The following is a 3,872-nucleotide window of genomic DNA, read 5'->3' on the forward strand; positions in this document are numbered from 1 at the left end:
AACCCACCCAACCCCACCAACACACCCAACACAACCAACTCAGTTCGTCTGCTGAGCCCAGAATCCGTTTCCGAGCAACTGCCAGCGTTGCGCCGCACGATCATCGCTGGGGCACGGCAGGCGCCTGGCAGCGTCGGCACGCTCTTCCGCTTCCAGAACCCCCTGCTCAGCCTGCGTGTAGAAGATGGGCTGCTGGAAGGAGTGCTCGGGGAGGCGCGGTGGCTTGGGGTGCTCGGCGCGAAAAATGAGCCCACTGATGTGCTGGATGTGCTGCGCGCTGAGCCCATCGCCGCACTGCAGAAGGATTTGGAGGCGTTGCTGCCCGCGGATCTGGTGGCGTTTACGCAGCGCCACACCCCAGGGATCGTGGAGCAACTGGTGCCGCAGGGGGATATGACCGTGCTCGCCCCCGGTCCGCTGCCGGCGGCGCTCGCGCAGAGCTTGGCGCTGATCGCCGAACGGGAATCGATGGGTATTGCCACGCTGTATCGCCTGAGTGCGGCCTCGATTCGCCGCGGACTCGATGCCGGAATGAGCAGCCAGGAGATCCTTGGGGTGCTGGAGCAGCACACGCTCGGGGAGGTGCCGAGCTCAATGCGCTACCTCATCGAAGCCGAAAGCAAGCAGCACGGTCAGGTCCGCGGCGGCGTTGCGCTTTCCTACATCACCTCCCAGGACCCCTCCACGATCACCGCGCTGTGCAACTCCCCAGCCGCAGAAACCACCGGCTTACAGCAGCTCGCGCCCACCGTCGCGGTAGCTCAGGTGCCGCTGCTGCAGGTGATTCGTGCGGCCGCGCAGGCCGGCGTGCATGTGGTTGCGCAGGATTCGCACGGCGCGTCCATCGCGATGCGCCCCACCCCGAGCGTGGTGCCTACTCCCCGCCCCTCATCGAGCTCGGATAAGCACGCGCGCGCCGAGCAAGCCGTGGAGCGTGCGGTCCAGGCGCTGCTTACGGATCGTGAGCGTACCGACGCCACCGCGTCCGTCCGAAACCTTTCTCGCTCCCAAACCCCGTTGGAGGCTCTGCAGGAGGCGATCCGAACTCAACAGTCGGTGAAGCTGGGCTTTGTGGATCGTTCCGGAGCTGCGAGCTTTACAAAGGTCACGCCCATCGCCTTGGCCTCCGGGCAGCTTTCCGCACTCAACGAAGCCACAGGTGCAGTAGAGCATTTCCTGCTGCACCGGATTACCGAAGTGTCTTTTGCCTAGCACGGTAGAATTGTGGGGTTGAATACGCACCCCCTGAGCCTCCTGTGCTCCCGCCTGTTGCTGGTGGTGTGACTTCCTATGGAAAGGCAATGTTGTGGCGTTAGGTGACGGCCCGCTTATTGTGCAGTCGGATAAAACTGTCCTGCTGGAAATTGACCATCCGCTTGCCCCGATCGCCCGAGCCGCGTTAGCCCCGTTTGCCGAGCTTGAGCGCGCCCCGGAACACGTGCACACCTACCGAATCACACCACTGGCGCTGTGGAACGCACGCGCCGCCGGGCATGACGCCGAACAAGTTGTGGACGTATTGGAGCGTTTCTCCCGGTTCCCGGTGCCGCAGGCTTTGCTGATTGACGTCGCAGAGACAATGGGCAGGTATGGCCGCGTGCGCCTGCACAAACACCCCGCCTATGGGCTGATCCTGGAGTCCTCGGAACCCGCAATCCTTGCCGAGCTACAGCGTCACAAGAAAATCTCCCCCATGTTTGGCGCGCAGGTTGATCCGGAAACAATTGTGGTCCACCCTTCCGAACGTGGCCGGCTCAAGCAGGAGCTCCTGAAAGTTGGCTGGCCCGCGGAGGACCTTGCCGGCTACGTGGACGGTGAGGCGCACCCAATCGCTCTGAGCACCGCCGAAGAACAGTGGGCTTTGCGCGACTATCAGGAAATGGCCGCGGAGAGCTTTTGGGAAGGCGGCTCAGGAGTGGTGGTGCTGCCCTGTGGCGCGGGCAAGACCATGGTGGGCGCTGCCGCGATGGCGAAGGCGCAGTGCACCACGTTGATTCTGGTCACCAACACCGTTGCTGGGCGTCAATGGCGCAGCGAGTTGCTGCGGCGAACCACGCTGAGCGAGGACGAGATCGGCGAATACTCCGGCGAGCGAAAAGAGATCAGGCCCGTAACCATTGCCACTTACCAGGTGGTGACCAGGAAAACCGGCGGTGAGTACCGCGCACTGGAACTTTTTGACTCCAGGGACTGGGGGCTGATCATCTACGACGAAGTCCACCTCCTCCCGGCCCCAGTGTTCCGCATGACATCCGACCTCCAATCCAGACGGCGCCTGGGACTGACCGCCACGTTGGTGCGCGAGGATGGCCGTGAAGGTGACGTCTTTTCCCTCATCGGCCCCAAGCGCTACGACGCCCCATGGAAGGACCTGGAGCAGCGCGGCTTTATTGCCACCGCCGAATGCATTGAGGTGCGTTCCACCATGACTGAGAACGAACGCATGCTCTACGCCACCGCTGAGCGCCAGGACCGCTACCGGGTGGCCGCTTGCGCAAGCGCGAAGCTCAAGGTGGTAGATGCACTCTTGCGGCGCCACGCAGGCCAACCGACGCTGGTGATCGGCGCGTATGTTGATCAACTTGAGGAGATTGGTCAGCGCATCGGCGCACCCGTGATTGAAGGCAAAACGAGCAACAAGAAGCGTGAGGAGCTCTTTGAACAGTTCCGCAACGGTGAGCTCAGCGTGCTCGTGGTGAGCAAGGTGGCAAATTTCTCCATTGACTTGCCGGAAGCTGCGGTGGCAATCCAAGTCAGCGGCACCTTTGGTTCTCGGCAGGAGGAGGCGCAACGCCTTGGCCGCCTGCTGAGGCCAAAGGCGGACGGTGTGGAGGCCCACTTCTACTCCCTTGTGAGCCGCGATAGCTTGGATGCTGAATACGCGGCGCACCGCCAACGCTTCTTGGCGGAACAGGGCTATGCGTACCGCATTATTGATGCAGAAGATTTAGATGAACAGCTTTAGTGAACTGAGATAAGGACGTGAGATGCAACGATTCAATTTTGCTGTAGACGAGCACTACGCACGGAAAAACAACGAACTGCTGAAAGACACCAAGCGCCTCCAGATCGCTTCGGGTATCTTTGCACTCATCCTGGGTGGTATCGGTGCAGCCTTCTACGGCTGGCTCGGCGGTGCGATGGGTGGGATCATCCTGGGCGTCTTTGGCCTCATGGCACTGGTCTTCCTGGTATTGATCCCGGTGCTGCCGAAAAAGGTTGGCAATCCCACCGAGCTATACGCCAACTACGAATTGGTCCCCGCGATCATTGCAGAAGTCCGCCCCAGGGACATGACGCTCCTCGCGTTGGTGAACCTCAACGTAGACACCGCCGTTCCCCCGCGCTGGGGCCTGGCGCTGCGCAACGTCACACGCATTGAGGGCCACGAGCGCAAAGAAGGCGAGAAAGTGCCTTCCGTAGCGGTGACCGGTAGGCGTTCCATGAACAGCCAAGATCGCTGGGACGAGATTTCCCCCATGCCGATTGCATGGGGCACCACCGATACCGCCGTAATTCAGGAAGCAAAGCGGGCAATCCCCCACGATCGCTGGGCACTGCTGGAAAAGCACAAGGGTAAGCTTTCCGACGTCCGCGATACGAAGTTCAACCTTTTGGAGTTGTGAACCTAGTTTTGCTTAACCCATTGGGCCGTGATTGCGAGGATCACGGCCTCTTGTATGTCGGGGGTTGGCAAAGGCTGGGTTGCGCACTCATGAGGGGCAATTCTCGGGAGCTACTTCAATGAAGCGGCCTGGGTTGGTCGGAGACTAGGTTTTACCCTAGGAGGACGATCAGCATGGCACGACCCAGTCAGTACGACGCAGCCACGCAGGAGCGCGCGGTGCGCATGTACTTCGAGCGCCTCGAGG

At 61.4% G+C, this 3,872-nt stretch carries 3 protein-coding genes; all 3 read left to right on the forward strand.

From position 1 onward, the window contains the following. Positions 1 to 1,212 (forward strand): helicase-associated domain-containing protein (locus tag NQ050_RS10870; RefSeq protein WP_257039365.1); only part of this gene is annotated, 1,212 nt, incomplete at its 5' end. 94 nt (positions 1,213 to 1,306) lie between these two features. Further along, entirely contained in the window at positions 1,307 to 2,965 is a 1,659-nt protein-coding gene (locus NQ050_RS10875; protein WP_257039366.1) for a DNA repair helicase XPB, read from the forward strand. 22 nt (positions 2,966 to 2,987) lie between these two features. After that, the gene (locus NQ050_RS10880; RefSeq protein ID WP_257039367.1) at positions 2,988 to 3,626 is read left to right on the forward strand and encodes a DUF3239 domain-containing protein; all 639 of its coding nucleotides are present in this window, start codon (positions 2,988 to 2,990) and stop codon (positions 3,624 to 3,626) included. The last annotated feature ends 246 nt before the right edge of the window (positions 3,627 to 3,872 follow it).

This window comes from Corynebacterium sp. 122RC1 (assembly GCF_024580955.1).
GTDB lineage: Bacteria > Actinomycetota > Actinomycetes > Mycobacteriales > Mycobacteriaceae > Corynebacterium > Corynebacterium kozikiae.

Bases quoted from the DNA above. Each gene is read 5' to 3' on its own strand.
- NQ050_RS10880 (WP_257039367.1), top strand. From the start codon at position 2,988: ATGCAACGATTCAATTTTGCTGTAGACGAGCACTACGCACGGAAAAAC.